Source organism: Nonomuraea gerenzanensis, assembly GCF_020215645.1.
In the GTDB taxonomy this organism is placed as follows: Bacteria; Actinomycetota; Actinomycetes; order Streptosporangiales; family Streptosporangiaceae; genus Nonomuraea; species Nonomuraea gerenzanensis.
The window spans coordinates 4944785-4968268 of record NZ_CP084058.1; the positions used below are offsets into that span (position 1 = coordinate 4944785).

Annotated in this window: 17 protein-coding genes; all 17 read left to right on the top strand. The window is 73.1% G+C overall.

All coding sequences use genetic code 11. The features are described 5' to 3' along the window. Positions 1-156: 156 nt before the first annotated feature. The 17 genes from LCN96_RS23270 to LCN96_RS23350 all read left to right on the top strand — a co-directional run bounded on the left by LCN96_RS23270 (position 157) and on the right by LCN96_RS23350 (position 23416). On the top strand, positions 157-492 hold the full coding sequence (locus LCN96_RS23270) for a YciI family protein (protein ID WP_225274986.1): 336 nt from the start codon (positions 157-159) through the stop codon (positions 490-492). Further along, positions 489-1697 carry an RNA polymerase sigma factor gene (locus LCN96_RS23275; RefSeq protein WP_225274987.1) on the top strand — a complete coding sequence of 403 codons (1209 nt, stop codon included), beginning with the start codon at positions 489-491 and terminating at the stop codon, positions 1695-1697. Before LCN96_RS23270 ends, LCN96_RS23275 begins: the two co-directional genes overlap by 4 nt. A gap of 394 nt (positions 1698-2091) precedes the next feature. Beyond that, the gene (locus tag LCN96_RS23280) at positions 2092-3696 is read left to right on the top strand and encodes an ATP-binding protein (protein WP_225274988.1); all 1605 of its coding nucleotides are present in this window, start codon (positions 2092-2094) and stop codon (positions 3694-3696) included. 7 nt (positions 3697-3703) lie between these two features. Further along, on the top strand, positions 3704-4156 hold the full coding sequence (locus tag LCN96_RS23285; protein ID WP_225274989.1) for a roadblock/LC7 domain-containing protein: 453 nt from the start codon (positions 3704-3706) through the stop codon (positions 4154-4156). Then, positions 4153-4503 (top strand): DUF742 domain-containing protein, encoded by a 351-nt coding sequence (locus tag LCN96_RS23290; RefSeq protein WP_225274990.1) that lies wholly within the window; start codon positions 4153-4155, stop codon positions 4501-4503. The genes LCN96_RS23285 and LCN96_RS23290 overlap by 4 nt, the downstream gene beginning before the upstream one ends. After that, positions 4484-5059 (top strand): GTP-binding protein, encoded by a 576-nt coding sequence (locus LCN96_RS23295; protein ID WP_225274991.1) that lies wholly within the window; start codon positions 4484-4486, stop codon positions 5057-5059. The genes LCN96_RS23290 and LCN96_RS23295 overlap by 20 nt, the downstream gene beginning before the upstream one ends. Beyond that, positions 5056-6381, top strand: a complete 1326-nt coding sequence (locus tag LCN96_RS23300; protein ID WP_225274992.1) for a cytochrome P450 — start codon at positions 5056-5058, stop codon at positions 6379-6381. The genes LCN96_RS23295 and LCN96_RS23300 overlap by 4 nt, the downstream gene beginning before the upstream one ends. Beyond that, positions 6285-7517: a cytochrome P450 family protein gene (locus tag LCN96_RS23305; RefSeq protein ID WP_225274993.1), complete on the top strand. Its 1233-nt coding sequence runs from the start codon at positions 6285-6287 to the stop codon at positions 7515-7517. Before LCN96_RS23300 ends, LCN96_RS23305 begins: the two co-directional genes overlap by 97 nt. Then, entirely contained in the window at positions 7514-8692 is a 1179-nt protein-coding gene (locus LCN96_RS23310; RefSeq protein ID WP_225274994.1) for a hypothetical protein, read from the top strand. Before LCN96_RS23305 ends, LCN96_RS23310 begins: the two co-directional genes overlap by 4 nt. A 104-nt stretch (positions 8693-8796) precedes the next feature. After that, on the top strand, positions 8797-11724 hold the full coding sequence (locus LCN96_RS23315) for an ATP-binding protein (RefSeq protein WP_225274995.1): 2928 nt from the start codon (positions 8797-8799) through the stop codon (positions 11722-11724). Positions 11725-11794: 70 nt separating this feature from the next. After that, complete coding sequence (locus tag LCN96_RS23320; RefSeq protein WP_225274996.1) at positions 11795-11950, top strand: hypothetical protein; 156 nt, start codon at positions 11795-11797, stop codon at positions 11948-11950. 52 nt (positions 11951-12002) lie between these two features. Further along, positions 12003-14450, top strand: a complete 2448-nt coding sequence (locus tag LCN96_RS23325) for a hypothetical protein (protein WP_225274997.1) — start codon at positions 12003-12005, stop codon at positions 14448-14450. A 14-nt stretch (positions 14451-14464) separates the two neighbouring features. Further along, positions 14465-15787, top strand: a complete 1323-nt coding sequence (locus LCN96_RS23330; protein ID WP_225274998.1) for a S8/S53 family peptidase — start codon at positions 14465-14467, stop codon at positions 15785-15787. 10 nt (positions 15788-15797) lie between these two features. Continuing rightward, positions 15798-17075: a hypothetical protein gene (locus LCN96_RS23335; protein WP_225274999.1), complete on the top strand. Its 1278-nt coding sequence runs from the start codon at positions 15798-15800 to the stop codon at positions 17073-17075. Positions 17076-17082: 7 nt separating this feature from the next. Continuing rightward, complete coding sequence (locus LCN96_RS23340) at positions 17083-19593, top strand: S8 family serine peptidase (RefSeq protein WP_225276041.1); 2511 nt, start codon at positions 17083-17085, stop codon at positions 19591-19593. Positions 19594-19732: 139 nt separating this feature from the next. Next, positions 19733-22483 carry a heparinase II/III family protein gene (locus LCN96_RS23345; protein ID WP_225275000.1) on the top strand — a complete coding sequence of 917 codons (2751 nt, stop codon included), beginning with the start codon at positions 19733-19735 and terminating at the stop codon, positions 22481-22483. A gap of 45 nt (positions 22484-22528) precedes the next feature. Beyond that, entirely contained in the window at positions 22529-23416 is an 888-nt protein-coding gene (locus tag LCN96_RS23350) for a hypothetical protein (protein WP_225275001.1), read from the top strand. Positions 23417-23484: the final 68 nt, after the last annotated feature.

Genomic DNA, 23484 nt, shown 5'->3' on the forward strand with positions numbered 1-23484 from the left:
CGGGAGACGCCGCGCCCACACCCTGTGACCGGGTGCCGAGAGGCGGCGCACGAGGCCCCGGACGATCACGATGCGACATTTCGGCGCGGCGCCTGTCCGGAATCCCCTGGCTCGTTCGTCACCATGGTGAAGGCACACCGATCCAAGGAGCACCCGATGAAGTACATGATGTTCGTCTGCACCGACGCCCAGCCCGACACGGACCGGAGCGACCTGCCGGACATCGAGGCGTGGGTGGCGCAGAACGACGCTCAAGGGCGGCGCCTGCGAGGCGCGGAGCTGGCTCCGGAATCCGTGGCCACCACCGTCCGCGTGCGGGCAGGCGAGCTGATCCTCTCCGACGGCCCGTTCGCCGAGACCAAGGAGGTGATCGTAGGCTTCGACCTGCTCGAATGCGAGAACCTGGACGAGGCGATCGAGGTGGCCCGCGCTCACCCGATGGCCAGGGCGGGACGGCTGGAGTTGCGCCCGTTCGCCGATTCCGGGCAGTGACGGCGGATCTGGCCGCGGTCGCCGCCGACGCCTATCCGCGGGTGGTCGCGAGGCTGATCCGCATGACGGGCGACTGGACGCTGGCCGAGGACTGCGCTCAGGAGGCGTTGACCTCGGCCGTGCAGCGGTGGCCGCGGGAGGGCGTACCGGCCAACCCCGGCGGCTGGCTCATGACGGTGGCGCGCAACTGCGCCGTCGACGTGCTCAGGCGCGGCTCGGTGGAGCGCCGCAAGCTGGCGGAGCTGGGCGCACTGACGCCGACCGAGGAGGAGGGCCCGGAGACCCTCGATGATGAGGAGATCGTGGACGACCGGTTGCGGCTCATCTTCACCTGTTGTCATCCGGCGCTGGCCCTGGAGTCCCGGGTGGCCCTGACGCTGCGGACGATCTGCGCGGTGCCGACCGCGGAGGTCGCCCGCGCCTTCCTGGTCTCCGAGTCGACCATGACCCGCCGCCTGACCCGCGCCAAGAGGAAGATCGTCGAAGCGCGGATCCCGTACCGGGTGCCCACCGGTCCGGCCCTGGCCGAACGGCTGCCCGGGGTTCTGGCCGTGCTGTATCTGCTGTTCACGCAGGGCTACAACGCCGACGGCGAGCCGGCGTTCGCCGCGGAGGCGATCCGGCTGGCGCGGCTGCTGCGCCGGCTCATGCCCGGGCAGAGCGAGGTGTCGGCGCTGCTCGCCCTCTTCCTCCTGCAGCACTCCCGCCGCCACGCCCGCCAGGACGCCGAGGGCAACCTGCTCTCCCTGGAACGGCAGGACCGCTCCCTCTGGGACCGGGACGCGATCGCCGAGGGCCTGGACCTCGTCGCCGGTCTCGATCGGGACGGCCCGTACGGGCTGCAGGCCCGCATCGCCGCCTGTCACGCCACCGCTCCGTCGCCGCCCGAGACGGACTGGCCGGAGATAGCCGGGCACTACGACGAGCTGGCCCGGATCCACCCGACGCCCGTGGTCGAGCTGAATCGGGCCGTGGCGCACGGCTACGCCTACGGCCCGCGGGCCGGCCTGGCGATGCTGGCCAGGGCGCGGTCGGGCGGCGGCCTGCACGACCATCCGCTCGCCCTCGCCGCCGAAGCCGACCTCACCTCGAGAATCGGCGACCACACCCGGGCCGCGGCCCTGTTCCGGCAGGCGGCGGCCGTCGCCCACAGCGAGCCGGAGCGCCGTGCGCTGCTCGACCGCGCCGAGGAGAACGCCCGATAGGACCGGAGGCCGCGGGCATCGCGCAGAATTACTGTCCGTGACCATGGGATGACGGCGGAACGGAGAAATAAGCGGAGAAAATCCGGGCGAGCCCGATTCGGACGGTCGCCGCCGTTGATTCGGTCATCTCGCCCCCGCATGTGAGGCGAGGCATTTACACAGCTCGGAGCCGTGAATACGGCTCCCATCGCGGTTGATCACTCTGCGTGTTCGGGAGTGAGTAAATGTGACTGATTTGCCCCTGTTTTTCATAGTTTCAAGGGCTCGTCAGGGGTTTGCTGGTTATTTGACTATCTTGGCGTCCTCGGAATACTGGGTGAGCGAACGGCGCCGATTCGCCCTTTCCTCCTAGCTCAGGACTGTCATGCCGCCAGATTTTGTCAGCGTCGCGATAGTGGCAGGCGTCGTCGCCCTCGCCCTCGCAGGCGTGCTGATCTACCGCCACCGCGTTCTCCGTGAGCTCACCCAGACCCGCGCGCAGCTGACCGAAACCCGGCACGCGCACGAACGCCTGTCCCGCGAGGGCGCCCAGCGGGAGCAGCGGCTGCGGCAGGCCGAACATCAGGCCAGGGAGGCCGAGCATCAGGCCAGGGAGGCCGAGCGCCAGGCCAGGGAGGCCGCCGAGGAGGCCCGTGAGCTGCGCGCCCAGCAGGACCTGGCGCGCGGCGAGGCCGAACACCTGCTGTCCACCCGGATCCCGGCGCTGGTCCGCCACCTGCGTGCCCCGCACGTGACCGTTCCGGGGCTGCGGGATCCGGCGCTGGCCGGCACCGAGGTCGACCGGCAGCACCTCGCCGTGCTCGACGCGGTCTCCGGCGCCGTGCGCGAGGAGACGGTGCGCATCGACGAGGCGGCTCAGGCGATCGTGCGGGGCGCGATGGCCCGCGTGCAGACCCAGGCGCTGCGCGCCCAGGACCTGCTGGCCGCCGTGCAGCAGCGCTACAGCGGCGACGAGCACACCGAGCTGCTGCGCGAGGTGCTGGGGCTCGACATGTTCAACGAGCTCATCGTGCGCCGGGCCCAGGCCACCGGCATCGCCTGCGGCGCCACGGCCGGGCTCTCGCGCGACGACACCTACCTCGTGGACCTCGTGGTGGGCGCCATCGCCCGGGTCGAGAACTTCGACCAGCGTATCGAAGGGCCGGCCAACCACCTGCGCCGCCGGGTCGGCGTGGCCGCCAGGGCCGCCGAGCCGATCCTGTTCGTCACCTCCGAGCTGCTGGCCAACGCGGTCCATCACTCCCACGGCACGCTCAAGGTGACGATCGCCGTCCATGAGACCAACACGGGCGCGGCCATCGTCATCGACGACGCCGGGGTGGGGCTGAACGAGGAGCAGTACGCGCGGGCCAGCCGGCTGCTGAGCGGCCGGCACGCGGTGCGGCTGGTCGACCTCGGCAACCCGCCCCACACCGGATGGGCGGCCATCGGGCGGCAGGTCGCCCAGTACGGCATGCAGGTGACGGTGAAGAAGAGCGCCTACGGCGGTGTCCAGGCCGTGGTGAGCGTCCCCGCGGGCCTGCTGGTGGAGATGCCCGAGAACACCCGCCCGTCGGTGCTCGCGCCCGAGCCGGTCAGGCCCGTCGTGGCGGCGGCGCCGTTCCAGCGCCGCATGCCCGAGCGCGAGGCCGTGCCGCAGCCGGTGCCCGCCTCCGCCTCCGCCTCAGCCTCCGCCGCCGCTGCCTCCCCCTCCGCCTCCGCCTCCGCCGCCGCCCCGCGCCCCGTGCGGGGAGCGGCTGACGCGGTGCCCGCGCGGGCGACGGCGCTGACCGACGCGCCGACCGACCCGGGCACCACCCCTGCCGGGGCCGGGAGCCTTCCCGGGTTGCCGCAGCGCCGCCGCCAGTCGCCGCGACGCGCCCCGTCCAGCGCCGCCGCCGCCCCTCTCACCACGCCGGAGGAGGCCCAGAAGCGGTGGGGCGACTTCCAGACGGGCGCGGAAGCGGGCCGCCGCGAAGCGATGCCGTCTCAGCAGGACGACGCGACCGAAGGGAACTGACCGCTCCATGGACCACATCCCCGCCGCCACCCCCCGACCGCGCCGCCGGCCGCTGACGCTCGACGTGTCCTGGGTCCTGTCGCCGCTCCTGGCGCTGCCCGGTGTCGTCAGCGGCGTGGTGCTGAGCCGTGACGGGCTCATCCTCGGCGGTTCCGCCGACGTGAGCGTCGAGGCGGGAGAGCGTACGGCCGCGATGACGAGCTCGGTGCTGGGAGCGGCCCGCGCCCTGTGCGAGGGGCTCAGCAACGGCGCCGACGGCGAGGTGGTGGACATCGTCATCTCCGCGGGCACCGGCTACTACTACCTCGCCCCGGCGGGTGACCGCGCCGCCATCGTCGTGGCCGCCACCGGAGCCGTCAACGTCGGGTCCCTCGCCTACGAGGTTCAGCTCCAGGTGCAGAAGCTGATCAAGGCGCTCAACGACGCCAGCGCCGCCAGGACGCCGGAAACCCCGGCATGACCTCCGGACGGCAGCGCCGGCGTGTCGTCCCCGACTTCATGGCCGCCGCCAAGCTGGCCGTGCCCGAACACCTCAGCGTCGAACGGACGACCCTCGTCCACGTCGCCCCGGACGTGGCCCCCGAGGCGCTGGACCCGCCGGGCTCCCACCTGGTGAACCTCCTGGAGGAGGGTCCGCTGTCCGTCTACGAGTGCGCGGCGCACCTGGGCCTGCCGTACTGCGTGGTGCGGCTGCTCGTGGCGGGGCTGGCGGCCTCCGGCACGCTGCTGACCCGGGATCCGCCCCGCGCGGACGGACCCGACCTAGAGATCTTGGAGTTGGTGCTCAGTGGCCTCCGCGCTCTCTGAAAGCCGGATCAGCGTCGACCACATCCCGGTCAAGCTGATCATCGCCGGGCCGTTCGGCGTGGGCAAGACGACCATGGTCAGCGCCCTGTCGGAGATCAAGCCCCTCAACACCGAAGAGGTCCTCACCCAGGCGGGCACGCTGGTCGACGACCTCACCGGCGTCAATGAGAAGACCACCACCACGACCGCCATCGACTTCGGCCGGCTCACGCTGCCCGGCGTGGTGCTGTACCTGTTCGGGGCTCCCGGGCAGACACGCTTCCAGGTGTTGTGGGAGGAGCTGGCTCGCGGTGCGCTGGGCGTGCTCGTGCTGGCCGACACCCGGCGCATCGACGACAGCTTCGCCGTCCTGGATCTGGTCGAGAACGCCGGCATCCGCTACGCGGTCGCGGTCAACCACTTCCCCGACTCGCCCGCATACCCGCCCGAGGCGCTGCGGCAGGCGCTGGACCTGGACCCGCGCACCCCGCTGCTGGTGTGCGACGCCCGTGACCCCGTCTCCGCCCGCGCCTCGCTGATCGCTCTGGTGGAGCACATCAAGGAACTGATGTCATGACCCTGCGTTATCTGCCCGACGCGGGCAAGCTGTACGGCCCCGAATGGACCAGGGACCCGCAGTCGGTCTACGCGGAGCTGCGCGGCCGCCACGGCCCCGTCGCGCCCGTGGAGATCGCACCGGGCGTCCAGGCGCATCTGGTGATCGGGTATCAGGCCGCGGTGGACGTCCTCACCAACGCCGGCGGCGTCTGGAGCAAGGACTCGCGCCCGTGGCAGGTCAGGCTGCCGGAGACCCCCGGAGCCGCGGCCGCGCTCGGTATGCTCGCCCACCGCACCAACGTGCTCTACTCCGACGGCGCCGAGCACGCCCGCTACCGCAGGGTGATGACCGACTGCTACAGCATGATCCAGCCGCACCGGCTGCGCGACATGGTGATCGAGGTCGCCGACTCGCTGCTGCGCCGCTTCGCCGCGACGGGCTCGGCCGACCTGGTCACGGAGTTCGCCCGGCCGATCCCGCTGCGGGTCTTCAACCTGCTCCTGGGCCGCCCTGACGCCGACAGCGCCGCCCTGATCTCGGCCCTGTACGACATGATGGAGGCCGACGGCGAGGCCGGGGCGCGCGGCACCGAGGCCTACTACCGCTACATCACCGAGCTCATCGAGGCTAAGTACGCCGACCGCGGCGACGACCTGACCTCGTGGTTCATCGACCATCCCGCCGGCCTGACCCGGCAGGAGGTGCTGGAGGCGCTCGTCGTCACCCTGGCCGCCGGGTTCGACCCGATGGCCAGCCTCATCTCCAACACGATCTCGCGCATGGTCAGCGACGACCGCTACTACAACTCGCTGTCCAACGGCGCGCTGAGCACCTACGACGCGCTGCTGGAGGCGCTGCGCGCCGAGCCGCCCATGGCCAACTACGGCCCGTACTTCACGACGCGCGCGGTCGACTTCCACGGCACCTGGATCCAGCCCGCCGAGCTGGTCCTGGTCTCCTACGCCGCGGCCAACACCGAGCCCACCCACCTCCCGGACGACCTGCGCTCCGACGGCGGCGCCTACCTGGGCTTCGGCGCGGGCGCACACCGCTGCCCGGCGACGGACCCGGCGACGCTCATCGCGATGACCGCCATCGAGCGCCTGACCGCGCACCTGAGCGACCTCGAACTCACCGTGCCCCGCGAGGAGCTCCACTGGCGGCCGGGGCCCTTCATCAGGTCGCTGGCCCACCTGCCCGTCCAGTTCACCCCCATCCGTCCAGACCAGCCAGGAGAATCCCCTTGGTCAGCGCAGAACCCGTCGTCCTCGACCCCTTCGGAGCCGACCTCCCAGGCGAGACCCGCCGACTACGCGACCGCGGCGCCCTGGTCCTCGTAGAGCTTCCCGGAGGCATCCCGGCCTGGGCGGTCAGCGGGCACGAGCTGCTCAAGGAGCTCGTACTCAACCCGAAGGTCAGCAAGGACAAGCGGCACTGGCGGCTGTGGGAGCAGGTCGGTACCCGTCCCGAGTGGATGTGGATCACCGGCTGGCTCGGCGTACGGAACATGCTGAGCACGTACGGCGAGGACCACCGGCGGCTGCGCAAGCTCATCGCGCCGAGCTTCACCGCCCGCCGCAGCAGGGCCCTGCAGCCGACCATCGAGCGCATCGTCGGGGAGCTGCTCGACGACCTGGCGGCCGTGCCGGCCGGGGAGCCGGTCGACCTGCGCGCGGCGTACGCGCATCCGCTGCCGATGCGGGTGATCTGCGAGCTGTTCGGCGTGCCCGATCACATGCGGGCCGAGATGGCGCAGATCATGGAAGCGATCATGGACACCACGGCCACGCCGGAGGCGGCGGCGGCCAACCTGCAGCGCATCGCGACCGTGCTGCCCGCGCTGGTCACCTACAAGCGCGAGCACCCCGGCGACGACCTGACCACGGAGCTGATCAACGCCCGCGACCACAGTGACCGGCTCAGCGACGACGAGCTGCGCGACACGCTGCTGCTGCTCATCGCCGCCGGGCACGAGACCACCGTCAACCTGATCGGCAACGCGGTGCACGCCCTGCTCACCCATCCCGAGCAGCTCCGGCAGGTGCTGGCGGGAGAGCTGTCGTGGGAGGCGGCGGTCGAGGAGACCCTGCGCTGGGCGCCCTCCATCGCCAACCTGCCGCTGCGCTTCGCGATCGAGGACCTTGAGATCGGTGGCGCGCGCATCGCGGCCGGGGACGCCATCCTCACCACCTACCTGGCGGCCAACCACGACCCCGCCCAGCACGGCGCGGACGCCGCCAGCTTCGACGCCACCCGGACACAGGACGAGCACCTCGCCTTCGGCATCGGCGTGCACCGCTGCATCGGAGCCCCCCTGGCCAGGCAGGAGGCGCTCACCGCGCTGCCCGCCCTGTTCGAGCGCTTCCCCGAGCTCAGCCTGGCCGTGCCCGAGGGCGAGCTGACGCACGTCCCGTCGTTCATCGCCCACGGCTGGAGCGAGCTGCCGCTCCTGCTCAAGGGCCGCCCGCAAGGGTGACGGCCCTGGCCCGCCGCCCCGGCGATCGGCTCGCGCGGCTCGCGACGTGCGTCGTCCTGTGCCTCGCGGCGCCCGGATGCGCCGCGGGGCGGGAGAGCGGGCGTTCGAGCCCGGCGGCCACCACACCTGCGGCGAGCGCCGGCGTGCGGACCTGGGCGGTGGAGCCCCGCTCCGAGCGGTGGGCGCAGGTCGCGGGCCCGCGGCTGCGGGCGCGGGCGGAGCTCGTGGACGTGGTCGCCGACGGGCCCCGGCGGGCGTGGGCCGTGGGGTTCGAGGACGGCGCCGAGGACCGCGAGGGCACCGTGATCGTCGAGCGGTGGGACGGAGAGCAGTGGCGGAAGACCGCTCTGGACCGTGAGCTCTACGTCAGCGAGTTCGACGTGGCCGGTCCCGGTGACATCTGGATCGTGGGGGACGGCACCGTCCTCCGCTGGGACGGGCGGCGCTGGTCCTACCCCCGCCCGCCCGGGGTGCGCGGGTTCTGGTTCACCGACGTGTCGATCGACGACGGGCGGGTGGTGCTGGTCGGCAGGGACCCGGACGGCGACACCTCCCTGGCCGTCGAGTGGACCGGCGGGAGGTTCGAGAAGCGGGCCGTCGTGCACGGCGTGCTCGCCGCGGTGACGGCCAGGCACGGCCAGGTGTGGGCGGTCGGCACCGCCGTCCGCGACGGCTGCTCGGGCATCAGGCCCGCGATCTGGCACGCGGCCCAGGACGGGACGTACACCGAGATGGCCCTGCCGGACGTGCCGGGAGGCCACCTGGAGCAGGTGTGGGCGATCGCGCCGGACGACGTGTGGGCCGTCGGCGGGATCGGGGGCGAACAGGCGCCGTCGTTCGGCTGCCGGAGCGGGGCCGCGGGGCCGCAGGAGTCGCTCGTCATGCACTGGGACGGGTCCTCGTGGCAGCGGGTGGCCCTGCCCCAGGGTGACGGCGTGTTGACGAGCGTCACCGCGTTCGGGCCCGGTGACGTGTGGGCGGTCGGGCTCGGCGCCGGCGACACCACGGTGGCCCTGCACTTCGACGGCCGGACCTGGACCCGTGAGCGGATCTACGACCAGCCGCTGGGTGGCGTGGCGGTGACGGCGGTGCCCGGGACGTCGCAGCTGTGGGTGGTGGGGGCGGCGGACCAGGAGGCCGACCACGGCAAGGACGTCATCCTCCGGAGGCGGTAGGGCTCCGGGCGCGAGTCTTCCGGGAATCTCGACCGCCGCCTCCTACCAAGATCGGGGAGACGGCGGCTGCTGAGAACGGGCGTGATATATACAGCCATTAAGGGATGAACGAAACTCACGTTCGGCGGACAGCGCCCTCGGAGGCGCTCCCGCCGGCGCTCATCGGTCGCGACGACGCCCTGGCCGCGATGGTCGCCGCGGTGTCACGTCACGCCCTGGTGCTCGTCGAGGGTGAGGCGGGCATCGGCAAGTCGCGCCTGCTGGACGAGTGCCTGGCCGACGCCGCCTTACGCGGCAGGGTCGTGCTGATGGCCGCCTGCCCGCCCCTGCGGGAGCCGTTCCCGCTCGGCGCGGTGGTCGACGGGCTGCGGGCCTTCCGCGAACGCCTGGGCGAGCTGACGCTGAGCCCGCTCGCGGGCGCGCTGCGCACGCTGTTCCCGGAGTGGGCGCCGTGGCTGCCTCCGGCGCTGGAGGCGCTGCCCGACCCGCGGGAGACCCGCCACCGGCTCTTCCGCGCGCTCGGCGAGCTGATCGACGCGCTCGGCGTGGACGTGCTGGTGGTCGAGGACGCGCACTGGGCGGACGCGGCCACGCTCGACTGGCTGCTGACCCTGACCACCTCGCGCGGCGCCGAGCGCTCGATCGTGGTCACCTACCGGCCGCTCGACCTCGGCGAGGGCTCGCCGCTGCTGCGCCTGACCTCGCGGCCGCCCAGGAACGGGCACGGGGAACGCATCGCGCTGGAGCCGCTGGACGTGCCGCAGACCGCCGCGCTGGTGGAGTCGATGTTCGCGACCGCCGACGTGTCCGACCACTTCGCGGCGTTCCTGCACGAGCACACCGGGGGCATCCCGCTCGCGCTGGAGGAGACCGTACGCCTGCTGCGCGCCCGGCGCGACATCTTCCGGTCCGAGAGCGGCTGGCGCCGCCGGATCACCGAGGAACTGCGCGTGCCGCCCACGGTGCGCGACTCCGTCCTGGAGCGCGTGGGGCGCCTCGACCCGCGTACCCGCGCCGTGCTGGAGGCCGCCGCCGTGCTGGAGGCGCCCGCCGACGAGGCGCTGATCGCGGCGGTCGCGGGCCTCGACGAGGCCGCCGTCCAGGACGGCCTGGCCGGTGCGGTCGCCTCGGGCCTGCTGCGCGAGGCCGGGCGGGGCACGTTCGGCTTCAGTCACGTGCTGGCGTCGCGCGCGGTCGCCGAGGCCACCGCGAGCCCGTCGCGCCGCAGGCTGCACCACCGCGCGGCCCTGGCCCTCAGCGGGGGTGAGCACCCTCCCGTCGTACGGCTGTGCCGCCACTTCCGCGAGTCCGGCGACGTCGAGGAGTGGTGCCGCTACGCCGAGGCGGCCGCCGAGCTGGCCCTGGAGGCAGGCGACGGCCACACGACGGTCGCCATGATGCTGGACCTGCTGACCGCCGCCGATCATCCGGTGGACCGCCTGGTCCGCCTGGCAGGGCGGCTCGGTGTGGCCGTCTCCGTGACCGCCGAGCCGCTGCTGGGGCTGGGGGAACGCGTCCGCGCCGCGCTTGAGGAGACCCTCGCGCACCCCGGGCTGCCGGCCGCGGCCAGGGGAGAGATCGGGCTCCGGCTGGGGCGGCTGCGCTTCCACCTCGGTGAGTTCGAGGCCGCGATGGCCGGGCTGGAAGCCGCCATGCCGGACCTGGAGGACCGGCCCGAGTTAGCCGTCCAGGCGATGCTCCTGCTGGCCAACCCGATGATCCGCGCCTGGCCGCGGGCCCGCCACCTGGAGTGGGCCGGACGGGCGGAGCAGCTCTTCCCGCTGGTCAGCCTGCCGGTCGAGCGGGCCGCGTTCCTGTCTCACCAGGCCGCGGCGCTGCTCTGCCTCGGTGAGGAGGACGGCTGGCGCGTGGCGCGCAGCATGCCCGCCGACGGGGAGAGCCGGCTGGAGCGTCAGGAGATCGCCCGCGGGCGGCTGATGGTGGCCCAGTTCTGTACGTTGTGGGGCCGGCACGACGACGCCCGTGCCTACCTGGACTCGTCAGCGGCGCTGGTGGAACGGGCGGGCTATCGCCGGATCGAGGACGTGCTGAAGCTGGCACGAGCCCACCTGGCCTGGCACGACGGGCACTGGGACGGCCTGGACGAGGTGGCGGCCGAGCTGGCGGGCTCGGAGACGGCCGATGAGGCGACCCGCCTGGAGGCGCGGATGATCCAGGGCTGCCTGGACCTGGCGCGTGGCGCTCCGCAGCGGGCCGAGCAGCGGCTGCGCGAGGTGCTCGCCGCCAGCCTGATCCGCGGGCACGCGGACCCGTTCATCTTCCCCGATGTCGCGCTGGCCCGGATCCTGCTCGCGCGCGGCGAGCCCGGGGCCGCGCTGGAGATCACCGAGCCGATCCTGGAGATGATCGCCCGCAAGGACGTGTGGCTGTGGGCCACGGAGGTGCTGCCGGTCCACCTGGACCCGCTGCTGGCCGTCGGGCGGAGGCGGGAGGGTATCGGCCTGGTGGCGGCCTTCGCCGACGGGATGTCGGGGCGGGACGCCCCGGCCGCCGCCGCGGCGGTCCTGACCTGCCAGGCCATGGTCGCCGCCGATCCGGGGACGGCGGCGAGCCTGTTCGGCCGGGCCGCGGCGAGGTGGGCGGCGCTGCCCCGGCCCTACGACGGGCTGCTCGCCGCCGAGCGCCAGGGCCGCTGCCTGCTCGCCGCGGGCGAGCGTGAGCAGGGGCTGGCGGTGCTGGAGGAATGCCAGCGGCGGCTGGCCGCGCTGGGCGCGCGCTGGGACGCCGACCGGGTCGCCGGCCTGCTGCGCGAGCAGGGGGTCGCGGTGACCCGTCCGTGGCGCGGCGGGCGCAAGGGGTACGGTGACCGGCTGTCCCCGCGAGAGGTGGAGATCGTTCATCTGGTGGCGCTGGGCTGGACCAACAAGCGCATCGCCGAGAGCCTGACGCTGTCGCCGCGTACGGTGGAGCGCCATCTCAGCGCGGCCATGCGCAAGCTGTCGGTCACCACGCGCACCGCGCTGGTCACCACGGCCGCCGCCGAGGGACTGCTGGACCAGACGCCGACATAGATCGCTTTCTTTATTAAATGGGTGATTTGCCGACTCGCGACGTCGGCAGGCCCGCTCGATGCTGATCAACATGCGTAACGATCAGCCGGACGCCGAGCCGGTCATCGAGCCGGACGCTGAGCCGGACGCTGAGCCGGTCATCGAGCCGGTCATCGAGCCGGACACCCTCCCCGAGCAGGGTCTCCTGAGCGAGGCCGCGCCCGACGGCGCACACGAGCCGCTGTGAACCAGCACGTCCTGCGCCTGCCGTCCAGGCGCGGTCAGAAAGCGGAACAGAGATGACGACGCACTCCAGGTCAGGCCCCGCACTCCTCTCCCGCCTGGTCACGGTCGGCCTGGCAGTCACGCTGGCGCTGACGGCGCAAGCGGGCCCCGCCACCGCTGCCCCGCCGCGAGACCCCACCCCCCACGTCACGGACCCCGCAACAGGACCGGCCAAGCCGAGCACCCCCGGGCCGAGCACCTCTGGGCCGAGCACCTCTGGGCCGAGCACCGCCACGGTGACGCTGCTGACCGGCGACCGCTTCCACGTCGTGCTCGACGAGCGCGGCGGCCAGCAGGTCAGCCGGCTCCCCGGCGGTGGCCCGGCCGGAGGCACGTTCTCGCAGTTCACCCTCGGCGGCGACACCTACGTGGTGCCGTCAGAGGCGGTGCCGTACCTCGGCAGGACCATCGACCTGCGCCTGTTCAACGTCGGCTACCTCGTACGGGCCAAGCTGGACGACGAGCGCAGCGCCACCCTCCCGATCACCGTGCGAGCCGGCCGCGCCCAGGCCGAGGCCCTGCCCGCCACCAGCGTCACCGCAGCCGCCGGCGACGCTGCCACCGCGACGGTGACCAAGAAGGACGCCCCGGCGCTGGGCAGGCTGCTGGCCGAGACCTGGCGCGGCGCGAAGGGCGACGCCGTCGGCACGCTGCCCGGAGTCGAGCGGATCGAGCTGGCGGTCCCGGAAGGCGCCCCCGAGCCGCCCCGCTCGCCGCTGGCCGCCGACGCCCCCGCCACCAGGGCGGCCGGTGACGAACTGCGCTACCACATGCTGACCGTCGACTCCATCGACCGGGACGGCACGCCCGGCACGATGATCGGCGCGGTGCAGAACGTCAGTGACGGGGCACTGGCCACCTTCGCCTTCGCCTACCCGGGCGAGGAGCAGAAGTCGTTCATGGTGCCGGAAGGCACCTACAGCATCATGGCCAGCGTGCTCACCGCCCCGGGCACCGACCTCACCTCGCACACGGCGCTGGTCATCCAGCCCGAGGTGCGGGTCAGCGCCGACACCAGCGTGGTGCTGGACGCCAGGAAGGCGGTGCGGTACCGGCCGACGCTGGCCTCGCCGCCGCGGGCGCCGCTGATCCGCTCCGACTCGCTGTCGTTCGTACGCACCAGCGCCGCGGGGGACGAGACGGGCATCAGCCCCTCCAACCTGCTCGCGGGCTTCCTGTGGAAGACCTACTCCGACCCGGTCACCGGCAGCCCCGACCTCTACGTCACCCCCACCAGGCGAGTCAGGACGGGCGGCTTCACGTTCACCGGCTTCACGCTGCTGGCCGAGAACGCCGAGTCGGGGCCGCAGATGGGCGCGACGTACAAGCTGGTGTTCGCGTACGGCGACGCCGTCCCAGCCAGGATGACGCAGGCCGTGAGGAAGCCGCAGCTGGCCGCGGTGCGCTCCACGCTCCACAACACGGCCTCCGACGCCGCCTCGCCCGGCCCCGTGATCCGCGCGTCCTACGTGTTCCTGCCGTGGGGGTGGTCCGACGTGGGTCACGGCTACGCACCTTCCACCGGCGAGCGCGTCGACTACGTCTACAGCTCCCGGCCCGACGAGACCTACTGGCAGCACGCCATGGGCACCGACACCATGGAGTTCCTCTACGGGGTGCGCCGCAAGCTGCGCCCCGGCCAGGAGGTCAGCGAGACATGGAACCTCGGCCCCCGGACGCCGTCGGCCGCCGCCACCTACGCGCAGGAGACCTTCTTCGGGCTCTCCGGCCCGGGCAGCACGGTGGACAAACCGTGGCTGCAGGTGTGCCTGGCCTGCAGGCAGGGCCTGCTCGGCTCGGTGTACCTCAGCGGCTACGCCGACTCCGCGCCGCTGCACTCGGCGTCGGAGGCCTACGCCGCGTCGCGGACGACGTTCTACCGGGACGGCAAGATCGCCTTCGACCTGGGCGCCGGCGGCTACGCGCCCTACCGGCCCGTGCCGCTGTCGCTGCCGCTGGCTCCGCGCCCGGCCGACTACCGCCTGGTGTGGGACTTCGCCAGCCAGGCGAACGCCCAGTCGCCGAGCCGTACCGAGTGGACCTTCCGCAGCGGTCCGCGTGACGCCACCGCCGCGCTGCCCCGTACCGTGCAGTGCGCCGACCCCGCGCGCAGGTGCTCCTTCCTGCCGCTGCTGTTCGTGCACTGGGACCTGAAGCTCGACCTCGACTCCCGGGCCGAGGCCGGGCAGGCGTTCGACGTCGGCTTCCGGGTGTCGCACCAGGAGCACCAGGCCCGGCCCACCGGCGTGCGCGCCACGGTCGAGGTGTCCTACGACGACGGCAGGTCGTGGTCGGCGCCGCAGACCGCCACCGCCAGGCGCGACGGCACGTTCGCCGCGCCGATCACGCACCCGGCCTACTCCGACGCGGTCCGCTGGGTCTCGCTGCGGGTCAAGGCGCGGGCGGGCGACGGCAGCACCGTCACCCAGACCAACATCCGTGCCTACCGGCTCGCCGGCTGACAGGGAGACCTGACATGCGCATCCACCGGATGACGACCTTCGGGGGCGTGGCGGCGATGCTGCTCGCCACGCTGACCCCGCTCACCACCGCAGCCGAGGCCGCCGTGACCGGCACCACCGCAGCCGAGGCCGCCGTGATCGGCACCGCTGTGACGGGCACCGTTGTGGCCGGCACCGCCGTGATTGGCACCGCTGTGACCGGCACCGCCGTGACCGGCGCGGCTGTGGCCGGCACCGCGCCGCCTGCCACGGGCGCGGCCTGTCCCAGGGCCGCCGGGGACCTCGGACCGGCGACGTGCCTGCTGCGCGCCGGCGCGGGAGGCGGCGACCGGCCGCTGCCGCGCGTGACCGCCGGCCGCGGCCCCCTGACCGCCAGGGACCTCCAGGAGGCCTACCGGCTGCCGTCGGACTGGCTGGGCGGCGGCCAGACCGTGGCCGTCGTCACTCCGTACGACAACATCGAGGCCGCGGACGAGCTGGCCGAGTACCGCAGGGCGAACGGCATGCCCCCGTGCGACGACGACTTCCCCTGCTTCAGGAAGATCAACCAGCGGGGCGGCGACACCCCGCCCGCCCCGAGCCCCGCCTGGGCGGTGCACAGCAGCGTGGGGCTGGAGCTGGCGGCGGCGGCCTGCCCGAACTGCAAGCTCCTGCTGGTGCAGGCCGACGACGCGTCCCTCGCCAGCATGGCGGCGGCCGTGGACCAGGCCGCCGCGCAGGGCGCCACCGCGCTCGTGCCGATGTGGGGCGTGGCCGAGTACGCGGGCCAGAGCACTCTGGCCGCCCGTTTCGACCACGCCCCGACCACCGTCGTCGCCCCCTCCGGCGTCGGCTTCAACAACGGCGGCCGGCAGATCCTCCCCGCGGCCTACCCGTCGGTGATCGCCGTCGGCGGCACCCAGCTCTACCGGGACCCCGCCACCACCCGCGGCTGGAACGAGTCCGCCTGGCGCGACACCGCCTCCGGCTGCTCGATGTACGCGCTGCGCCCGGCCTGGCAGCCGGCCGGAGCGTGCGGCGCCCGGCGTACCGTGGCCGACGTCGCGGCGGTGGCCTCCGCCGACACCCCCGTCCAGGTCTACAGCACCAGCCTGGGCGGCTGGGGCACCGCCGCCGGCACCCCCATCGCGGCGGCGTTCATCGCCGGCGTGTACGGACTGGCCGGCACGCACTCGGCCACCCCGGCGGGCAAGCGGCTCTACGCCGCCTCCGCCTACCTGAACGACATCACCGCCGGAAGCAACGGCGCCTGCGGTGGCGGCCGGATCTGCACGGCGGTGCGCGGCTACGACGGGCCCACCGGCATGGGCACCCCCAACGGCACCGGCGCCTTCTAGGAGAACCCTGATGCGAACACCACGATCCCCGCGCCGGCGGTTGCGGCGGGCCACCGTCGCGGCCGGCCTGACCGCCCTGCTGAGCACGGCCGTCACCCCGGCCACCGCAGCCCCGGCCACCGCAGCCCCGGCCACCGCAGCCCCGGCCACCGCAGCCCCGGCCACCGCAGCCCCGGCCACCGCCGGGACGGACTGCGTACCGACCTGGAAACTGCTCGACGCGCCCGTGAGCGAGGGCGTCGTCGACGTCGACGTGATCTCCCGCGACGACGTGCGCTTCTCCGAGCAACTGGAGGAGGGCGCCCGGTCGCTGCGCTGGGACGGCCGCTCGCTGATCGAGAACGGCCCGCAGCTCCCCGTGCCCCCGCGCACCGCGAGCCTGTTCCAGGTGGGCAGCGGCTCGTTCGACGCCACCGGCGGCTGGTCGCTGGTCAACCTGCACGGCCCCTTCCAGCCGGACGGGACCGGCGTGCTGGCCCGCCTCGGCCGCGACGGCTGGACGCTCACGCCCGCGGGCGTGTCGCAGAACCCCGAGACCGGCCCGTCCTGGCTGACGGACGTCGCCACGGTGGACTCCGCCCAGGCCTGGGCAGTCGGCCGCACCGAGGGGCCGGCGGGCGGCGCGCTCATCCAGCGCTGGGACGGCACGGAGTGGACGGCGGTCGACCACCCCGCGGCTCGCAGCGCCTCCGCGGCGCTCAGGTCGGTGAAGGCGGTGCCGGGCGGCGGCGTCTGGGCCGCCGGCTTCCGCAAGGACGAGCAGACCGGCAAGTACCAGCCGCTGGCCCTGCACCACGACGGGACGGCCTGGGCCGACGTCGCGCTGCCCGACCCCGGCGCCGAGGGCATGTTGTACGCGGTGGACGCCTCCGGCCCCGACGACGTCTGGGTCGCCGGCATCTCCGGCAGCCAGATCAGCCCGCAGCCGCTCCTGCTCCACTGGGACGGCCGGAGCTGGACCGGCATGCCCACGCCCGAGCCCGGCCCCTACGGCAGCGAGATCTTCAAGCTGTACGCCCCCGCCCCCGGCCAGCTGTGGGCCCTCACCAACGACAGCAGCCAGGGCGTCTTCCACCTGGAGCACTGGAACGGCACCGCCTGGCAGGAGGCCCTGCCCCAGGGCGAGCAGCCCGAGTCGTTCGGCTTCTTCTTCTACGACGTGGACGGCAGCGGCCCCGACGACGTGTGGCTGACCGGCACCTCCAACCGGACGGAGCCCTCCGACATCGGCTACCCGCTGCTGCTGCCCCGCCGCCTGATCGCCCACCTGAGTTGCGGGAGTGAGTGACGTGCGAATGTCTCGTAAGGCGCCCGCGCTGGCGTGCGCCCTGACCCTGCTGGGCGCCGCTCTGTCCGGCGCCGTCCCGGCGCAGGCCGCCACCGGCGACCCAGCGATCGCCTCGGTGATCGCCCCGGCCGTGCTGGCCGGCTTCGACGCCCGCGCCACCACGGACCTGTGGGTACGCATGTCGGGCAAGGCCGACCTCGCCCCCGCCAGGAAGCTCGCCAACCGCGCCGCCCGTGGCCGGGACGTGGTCGAGCGGCTGCACGACAGCGCCGACCGCGACCAGGGGCCGCTGCGCAGGCTGCTCGAGGCCGAGGGGGTGAGGTCCACGGCGTACTGGGTCACCAACGCCGTCTACGTGGAGGACGCCTCGGAGGCGCTGGTCAGGAAGATCGCGAAGTTACCCGGGGTCGAGGAGATCCGCGCGCCCGTCACGTACACCCTGCCCGAGCCGGTCCGGAGCACGCCCACCGGGCCCGCAGCCGCGGCCGGCCTCACCTGGGGCCTGTCCAACATCAACGCCGACGACGTGTGGGCGCGGACCGGCCGCCGTGGCGAGGACGTCGTCGTCGCCAACATCGACTCCGGCGTCCAGTACGACCACCCCGCCCTGGTCAGGAGCTACCGGGGCGCCAACGGCGACGGCACCTTCACCCACGACTACAACTGGTACGACCCGCTCGACGAGTGTCCCGGCCAGGCGCCGTGCGACCACAACTCCCATGGCACCCACACCATGGGCACCATGGCCGGCGACGACGGCCAGGGCAACCAGATCGGCGTCGCCCCGGGCGTGCGCTGGATCGCCGCCAAGGGCTGCACCACGGATCAGTGCTCGGAGCAGGCCCTCGTCGCGTCCTCGCAGTGGATGCTCGCGCCCACCGACTCCTCCGGCGCCAACCCCGACGTCTCCAAGCGCCCGCACATCGTCAACAACTCGTGGGGCGCGAGCCTGACCACCCAGCCGTTCATGGAGGACATCCAGCTCGCCTGGGCGGCCTCCGGCATCATGGGCATCTGGTCCAACGGCAACGACGGCCCCGCCTGCCAGACCTCCGGGACTCCCGGCGGGCGGATCATCAACTACTCGGTGGGCGCGTACGACGTCGACAACAGGATCGCCGGCTTCTCCAGCCGCGGCCCCGGGCAGGACGGCGAGATCAAGCCGAACATCTCCGCGCCGGGCGTGAACGTCCGCTCCTCGGTGCCGGGCAGTGCCTACGCCTTCTACAACGGCACCTCGATGGCGGCGCCGCACGTCGCCGGAGCGGTCGCGCTGCTGTGGTCCGCCCGCCCCGAGTACGTACGCGACATCGCGGGCACCCGCCTGCTGCTGGACCTGTCGGCCATCGACACCGACGACACCAGCTGCGGCGGCACCGCGGCCGACAACGCCGTCCACGGTGAGGGCCGCCTGGACGCCCTGGCCCTGGTCGAGGCCGGTACGCGCGGCACCGCCACGCTGGCGGGCACCGTCACCGACGCCACCACCGGCCTGCCGGTCGAAGGCGCCACCGTCACCCTCACCGGCCCGCTGACCCGCACCTCCACCCTCGGCGCCGACGGCGTCTACCGCTACACGCTCATCGCGGGGGAGTACCAGCTCAAGGCCGAGGCGTTCGGCTACCGGATCACGACCCGGACCGCCACGCTGGACAAGGACGGCTCCGTCACCCTGGACCTCGCCCTGCCGCCGACCGAGCGGATCGACCTGACCGGCACGGTCACCGACGCCTCCGGCCTCGGCCGCGGGCTCGCCGCCAAGATCACCGCCGACGACGGCAAGGGCCACACCTGGATCACCGAGTCCGACCCCGCCACCGGGGCCTACACCCTGCCCCTGCTCCCGTCGCTGACCTACACCCTGACCACCCGCGCCACGGAACCCGGCTACGACCCGGACGTCCAGCAGGTCACCATGGGCGAGACGGCCAGGCGGCTCGACCTCGGCCTGACCGTCGGCCTGGCCTGCGTCGCCCGCGGCTACGAGGTGATCCGCGACGGCAGCACCGAGCCGTTCGACGGCACGGCGGCGCCCAAGGGCTGGACGGTCACCGACGTCGACCCTCGCATCCCCAACTACGCCCACCAGCCCGGCTGGGTCTTCACCGACGCCGGAGGCCGGGGCAACCGCACCGGCGGCACGGGCGGCTTCGCCATCGTCGACTCCCTGCACTCCGGCCGGGGCCACCTCCAGGACACCTACCTGACCAGCCCCGCCTACGACCTGACCACCCGGGCCTCGGCGACCCTGGAGTTCGCCCACGACCTGAAGCCGGCGGTCAACTCCACGACCGGCGTCGACCTCAGCGTGGACGGGGGCCGCACCTGGAAGACCGTCTGGTCGGCGAAGGGCTTCCCCGGCGCTCCGGGGCCGGCCGCCCGCGTCGTCCCGCTGCCGGGCGCGGGCGGGCAGGCCGACGTCCGGATCCGCCTGCACTACCGAGGCCAGCTGTCCGGCTGGTGGGCAGTGGACGACCTGTTCGTCGGCCACCGCACCTGCCGGCCCGCGACAAGCTGACCCCACCGGCTGACCCCACCGGCTGACCCACCGGCTGACCCACCGGCTGACCCACCGGGCCGGTCACATGCGGCACGTTTCGTGACCGGCCCGGCGCCGACATACCCCCGACATACCGCACATCCCTACCTTGGCCTCCATGTTCCCCACGTCCCGGCGGCTCGCCGTCCTGATCCTGGCCGCCGCCTTCCTGGTCCCCGCCCCTCCCGCCACCGCGGCCGCGCTGTCCGACCCGGGCTTCTTCGGCACATGGAGCGGCAGCGCCTGGACGGTGGGACCACGCCTCAACTACGCGCTCACCGGCCTCAAGCCCGTGGAGACCGCCGTGAAGGCAGGCAACTACACGCTGGCCAAGCAGCGGCTGCTGGACTACTACCGCGCCCGCCCCGCCATCGAGGCGGGCGGCTTCTCGCACACGACCTGGCCGGGCGCGATCGAGCTGACCGCCGACCACATCTGGACGCTGGGATCGGGCGAGGCCCACATCAGGACGCTCACCTTCGGCCCGGGGGAGAAGACCGTCACGGCGGACGTCACCAGCAGCATCAACAGCGGCAGGACCGGATTCTTCCTGATGAGCCGGCACAAGGACCCGGTCATCGCCCTCATCAACAGCAGGAGCAAGGGCTCCGGCAAGCCGACTCTCCGCCTCACCCTGGCCGACGGCTCGGTGCGGAGCCTCACCCCCGCGCACGACACCTACATCTGGGCGGCCCACCCGGGCAGCGTGTACGGCACCAAGTACTACCTGCAGGTCAGCGACCAGGGCCCCGGCCCCTTCACCGCAGAGACCCGCAAGGCGTACCTGCGCTTCGACCTCGGCGGCGTCACGAACGTGAAGAAGGCGGAGCTGACGCTGACCGGCACGGCCGACACCGCCAAGGACATCATGCTCTACGGCAACGACGAGACCTTCGACGAGGCCACCCGCACCTGGTCCAACACCGTGCAGAACACCTTCTCCTGGGAGGGCGACCCCGGCGGCTTCGACTGGAAGCTGCCCGCAGGCGCCGACCGGGAGTACCTCTACCAGCTGCCCCGCTTCTACTTCGCCGGCCCGCTGGCCCTGGAGTACCAGAAGACCGGCGACGAGCAGCACGCCCGCACGCTCATCGGCCTGATGACCGACTTCGTCAAGGACGCCGACGCCTACGACGCCGACCAGGGCGCCGGCTCCTACCCGGGCAACCTGCACGCCGCGCGCCGCCTGCACAACTGGATCGCGGCCTACGAGATCCTGCGCAAGAGCCCGTCGCTGACCCCCGAGGCCAACACCGCGATACTCAAGACGATGAACCGGGCCGGCCTGTATCTGCAGGCGAACGTCAACGCCACGCCGAACAAGATGCAGTCGCAGAAGATCACGCTGCTGCACGCCGCCGTCTACTTTCCCGAGTTCCGCGTCGCGCCCGCGTGGCGGACCAACGCCGCCGACTTCCTGTCGGCCCAGCTCGACGAGGCGACCTACGCCGACGGCGGCTACAAGGAGTCCACGGACGCCTACCTGCGGGGCTACCTCAGACAGTACGTGGACGTCGTCGCCTTCATGCGGCGCAACGGCATCACCTTCACCGCCACCGCCAAGCTGCGGCAGCTGGGCCGCTTCCTCATGGACCAGAGCTACCCCAGCGGGTACGGCCCGGCCTACGGCGACAGCGACTCCCTCGACCTGCGCAGCACCCTCAAGAGCCTCGGCGAGCTGCTCGGCGACCCCGAGCTGCGCTACGTCGGCACCTCGGGCGCGGCGGGCGAGCGGCCGGCGCACACCTCCGTGCGCTACCCGGACACCCGGGTCGCGATCTCCCGCTCCGGCTGGTCCGCCGGCGACTCCTACCTCCGGCTCAACGCCGACCGCGGCAACCACAGCCATCCGGACGAGCTGGCGATCACCGCGTACGCGTACGGCCGGCCGCTGCTGCCCGACATGGGGACCTTCACCTACAGCACGGACGACCGCGCCGAATGGCTGCGGCTCACCACGGAGGCGCACAACACGATCGAGATCGACGAGCAGCCGCAGACCTCGACCGCGGCCGGCGGGATCTCGCACCTGATCAGCAACCCGGCCTTCGACCTGATCGGCGCGAACACCGAGAGCTCCGCCGGCGTCCGCCACGAACGCTCGGTCCTGTCGCTGCACTCGGGCCTGTGGCTGGTCTCCGACCGGCTCAAGCCGGCCGACACCGCCAAGGTGCACCGCTACGAGCAGAACTGGCATCTCGCCGCGGACGCGAACCCGTCGATGCGCTCCGGCACGGAGGCCACGACCACCGCCTTCGCGACCGGCGCGAACCTCACCATCGTCCCCGCCGACCCGGCCGAGGTCGCCTCCAGCCTGCGCGACGGCTACTACGCGCCGCGGTTCTACACGGTGGAGAACGCCAAGTACGCCTCCTACGTCAAGACGCGCTCCGGCCAGACGACCTTCGACACCCTCCTGGTGCCGTCCAAGGGCGCGGCCGACCCCTCGACGACGGTGGAACGGCTGCCCGTGAGCGGCACCCCCTCCTCCGAGGCGACCGCGCTGAGCCTCGACGGTGGCACGGGGGTCTACTACAAGTCCTGGACCACGAAGGCGCCGCGCACGTTCGGGGACTACGCCTTCGACGGCAAGCTGCTCCACGCCGACGCCGGTTCGATCGTGATGGTGGACGGCTCGTCGCTCGAACGCGCCGGCGAGACCCTGGTCAAGGCGCCGGCCGCGGTCGAGGATCTGGCCGTGACGTTCGGCTCGGACGGCACCGTACGCATCGACGGCAGCGGCCTGACGCCGAGCACCGACCCGGGCGAGTCCATCGCGATCAAGGCGCCGAACGCCACCAAGGTGCTCCTCAACGGCGTGGCCGTGCCCTTCGAACGGGTGGGCGCGCTCATCCACGCGGCTGCCTGACCCTTCCCGCGACATTCTGGCGCGGCCGGCGGCCAGAATAGCGACATGCCGGTTTCATCGACCGCAACTGTTCTGAGACGCGCGGCCCTCGCCGGATCGGTGACGGGCCTGCCCGCGGCCATCGTCCACGCGCGGGGAGAAGGGCTCGACGGGACCCTTCTCCCGCCGGTCACGTTCCTCCTGACGGTGGTCCTGGCCACGGTGGGCGCGCGGCTGGCCGGGCTGCCGCGCTGGGGCGTGGCCGGCCCTGCCGGAGGGGCCGTGACCTGGCTGCTCATCGCGGCCCTCGCGGTGCTGGTGCCGACCCCGGAGCCGGAGCTGATCGGCCCGCTACCGGTGCTCGTCGTCCCCGTCTACGTGGCCGGCGGTGCTGCCGGCTTCGCCTTGGCGGCATGGTCGTCCAGATCGCCCGTCCGCTGGTGGGCGGTGGTGCTGGCCGTGGTCGTGCCCCTCGGGTCCTGGGGCGCGGCGCGGCACAAGCCGCAGCTCCTCGCCTGGCTGGAGGTGCGCGGCATCGAGACGTCCGGCGTGCCGCTGATCGCCCCGGAGATCGAGGGGTACGAGCTGGTCCACGTGGACGTCGACGCCGCCGGGGACCCGGAGCCGTCCACCTGGCTGGAGTACTGGCGGAAGGCCACGCCGAAGCGCGGGTTCTCGCAGATCCAGGTCACGGTCTGGCCCGCCGCGGCCGGCGCGCCGCGCGACTCCTGCCTGGCGGTCACCGAGGACTTCGGGGTCCCGCTGCGCTGCAAGCAGCTCGCGGGGGACCGATGGGTCCGTACCGGCGAGGGGTCCTCCTGGGTGACCCTCTTCGCCAGTACGGGGGAAGCGCTGGTGATGCTCAACGCCTCGGGCGTCACCGAGGGCGACCTGGTGGCGGTGCTGCCCACCTTCCGTCCTGTCACGGCCGAGGAGCTCGCCGCGATCGCGTGACCGGCACAGGCCCGGCGCCTGACAGGGCCGCCACCGTTCGTCACGGCCGCGCCGCCGGAGGATACCGT

Coding starts and splice junctions, on each gene's coding strand:
- LCN96_RS23290 (WP_225274990.1), top strand. CDS start 4,153: ATGACCTCCGGACGGCAGCGCCGGCGTGTCGTCCCCGACTTCATGGCC.
- LCN96_RS23335 (WP_225274999.1), top strand. CDS start 15,798: ATGCGAACACCACGATCCCCGCGCCGGCGGTTGCGGCGGGCCACCGTC.
- LCN96_RS23350 (WP_225275001.1), top strand. CDS start 22,529: ATGCCGGTTTCATCGACCGCAACTGTTCTGAGACGCGCGGCCCTCGCC.
- LCN96_RS23285 (WP_225274989.1), top strand. CDS start 3,704: ATGGACCACATCCCCGCCGCCACCCCCCGACCGCGCCGCCGGCCGCTG.
- LCN96_RS23340 (WP_225276041.1), top strand. CDS start 17,083: ATGTCTCGTAAGGCGCCCGCGCTGGCGTGCGCCCTGACCCTGCTGGGC.
- LCN96_RS23320 (WP_225274996.1), top strand. CDS start 11,795: ATGCGTAACGATCAGCCGGACGCCGAGCCGGTCATCGAGCCGGACGCT.
- LCN96_RS23330 (WP_225274998.1), top strand. CDS start 14,465: ATGCGCATCCACCGGATGACGACCTTCGGGGGCGTGGCGGCGATGCTG.
- LCN96_RS23325 (WP_225274997.1), top strand. CDS start 12,003: ATGACGACGCACTCCAGGTCAGGCCCCGCACTCCTCTCCCGCCTGGTC.
- LCN96_RS23315 (WP_225274995.1), top strand. CDS start 8,797: ATGAACGAAACTCACGTTCGGCGGACAGCGCCCTCGGAGGCGCTCCCG.
- LCN96_RS23270 (WP_225274986.1), top strand. CDS start 157: ATGAAGTACATGATGTTCGTCTGCACCGACGCCCAGCCCGACACGGAC.
- LCN96_RS23345 (WP_225275000.1), top strand. CDS start 19,733: ATGTTCCCCACGTCCCGGCGGCTCGCCGTCCTGATCCTGGCCGCCGCC.
- LCN96_RS23300 (WP_225274992.1), top strand. CDS start 5,056: ATGACCCTGCGTTATCTGCCCGACGCGGGCAAGCTGTACGGCCCCGAA.